The organism is Mesorhizobium sp. M2A.F.Ca.ET.039.01.1.1, assembly GCF_003998035.1.
Lineage (GTDB): Bacteria > Pseudomonadota > Alphaproteobacteria > Rhizobiales > Rhizobiaceae > Mesorhizobium.
The window spans coordinates 1-2,225 of record NZ_RZRY01000876.1 but is presented as its reverse complement, the minus strand read 5'-3'; the positions used below and the strand labels follow the sequence as shown (position 1 = coordinate 2,225).

Sequence of the window (2,225 nt, the reverse complement as noted above, 5' to 3'; positions counted from 1 at the left end):
ACGGCGCAGAGAATGCTGTTCGCTTTCGCCGTGGCTGGTTTCTGGGAGACGGCACCGGCTGCGGCAAGGGGCGACAAGTCGCCGGCATCATCCTCGACAACTGGCTGCAGGGCCGTCGGCGCGCGATCTGGATCTCGAAGTCCGACAAGCTGCTGGAAGACGCACAGCGCGATTGGGCTGCACTCGGGCAGGAACGGCTTCTCGTCCAGCCGCTCTCGCGCTATCGGCAGGGCACGCCGATCCGCCTTGCCGAAGGCATCCTGTTCACGACCTATGCGACGCTGCGCTCGCAGGAGCGCGACGGCAAGAAGTCTCGCGTTGCGCAGATCATCGATTGGGTGAGCCAAGAGGCGGGGAGCGCCGGAGGCGCGACAGGAACAAGTAAGTCTTTTGATGGCGTCATCGTATTCGACGAAGCCCACGCTATGGCCAACGCCGCCGGAGGAAAAAGCGAACGTGGCGACGTCGCGCCCTCGCAGCAGGGCAAGGCTGGCCTCCGCTTGCAGCACGCGCTTCCCGACGCGCGCGTCGTCTATGTCTCGGCGACCGGCGCAACCGCCGTCGAGAATCTGGCCTATGCCCAGCGTCTCGGCATTTGGGGTAGCGAGGATTTTCCCTTCGCCAACCGCGCCGAGTTCGTCGCGGCAATCGAGGATGGTGGCGTCGCCGCCATGGAGGTGCTCGCCCGCGATCTCAAATCGCTCGGCCTCTACACGTCGCGATCGCTCTCCTATGACGGCGTCGAATACGACCTGCTCGAGCACGAACTGACGGAAGAGCAGATCCGCATCTACAACGCCTATGCGGACGCCTTCCAGGTCTTATGGGCAGCTGCCCATAACACCTGTAATCGCGAGGTCGCGATAATGCGAAGGAACGCGACACGATCACGATCATTCGCGGATTTATGGGCCACGTCCTTCACATTATTTCTCCTTTGCATGAGTTCAGAGAGTGTCGAGCCAGGCGAGCAGGCTCGCATCCCGTTTCCAGGACGGTGGATGATTGCTCGCTGCCGGAACCCCGACCTGTTCCAGCGCCTTTCGCTTGGTTTCGAGATTGGCCTGGGCATAGTGGTTGGTTGTGTCGAGGCTGACGTGTCCAAGCCAACTGCGGATGACGGTGATGTCGACTCCCGCCGAGACGAGGTGGACAGCGGTCGCGTGCCGGAAGCTGTGCGGCGTCACATGCTTCGAACGAAGCGTAGGCACTATTTTCGCGGCAGATTCCACGTATGCCGCCAGTTTGAACCGCACGCCCGAGGCCCCCAGTGGTTCGCCGTATCGGTTGACGAAGATGCGCTCATGCGGTGCGCGAGGCTGCCGCTCCAGCAACTTCTTGAGCAACGTTACGGTTTCCGGCCAGAGCGGGCAGATGCGTTCCTTGCGCCCCTTGCCATAAAGACGCACACAGTGCGGCGCTCCGAACCGGATTGCCTCAGGACACAGATCGAGCGCCTCCTGGATGCGCGCGCCGCTGTTATAGAGGAAGGAAAGCAGCACGTGATCGCGCATCCCTTCGATCGTCGATCGGTCGGGCTGTGCGAGGATTGCCTCGACCTCTCCTGGCTCAAGGTAGCAAGGTGCGGCGGTGGGTATGCGCTTGAGCGGTACAGTAAGGACCTCCGCGCACTGGGCGATATTTTCGGGGTCCTTGTCCGCCACGAAGCTGAAGAAGCTGCGGATGGCGGCAAGCCGGCAGTTACGCGTGCCGATCGTGCCCTTGCGCCCATGTTCGGCATGGCTGAGGAACGCGCGAACCTCGCCGGCAGAGATATCGGCCAAGGTGATCCGCACGACACCGCCGCCTTTTCGCTCTGCGATGAACCGCAGCAACAGCCGCCAGGTGTCCCGATAGGACTTGATCGTATGGATCGAGGCACTGCGCTGCTCGGCCAGCCACTCCTGGAAGAACGCCCGCAACAATGCGGGGAATGGATTGCTCGCTTTCATGACAGCGCCTCCATGTTGAGGCATGGTGCGCCAACCGCGCGGAACCGCTCGCTTGCTTCCTGCAGAAGTTCCTGCGTCACGGTGATGTAGACCAGCGTGGAGTTGATGTCCCGGTGGCCCATATAGGTTGAGAGGAAGCGCAGCCTGTCCTGCGGATTAATGCCGGATCGATACCATTGGAGAATCCGGTTCACGACCATCGAGTGCCGAAGGTCATGCACACGCGGGCCTATCCGCCCAGAGAGCGGTTTGAACCCGGCGCGACGCATGACC

At 62.1% G+C, this 2,225-nt stretch carries 1 protein-coding gene and 1 pseudogene; one reads left to right on the top strand and one right to left on the bottom strand.

The features are described 5' to 3' along the window. Positions 1-824 (top strand): annotated as a pseudogene (locus EOA24_RS34975) (strawberry notch family protein); the annotation flags it as partial. A 123-nt stretch (positions 825-947) separates the two neighbouring features. Here EOA24_RS34975 and EOA24_RS34970 read toward each other — a convergent pair. Continuing rightward, positions 948-1,952, bottom strand: a complete 1,005-nt coding sequence (locus tag EOA24_RS34970; protein ID WP_127410651.1) for a tyrosine-type recombinase/integrase — start codon at positions 1,950-1,952, stop codon at positions 948-950. Positions 1,953-2,225 lie beyond the last annotated feature (273 nt).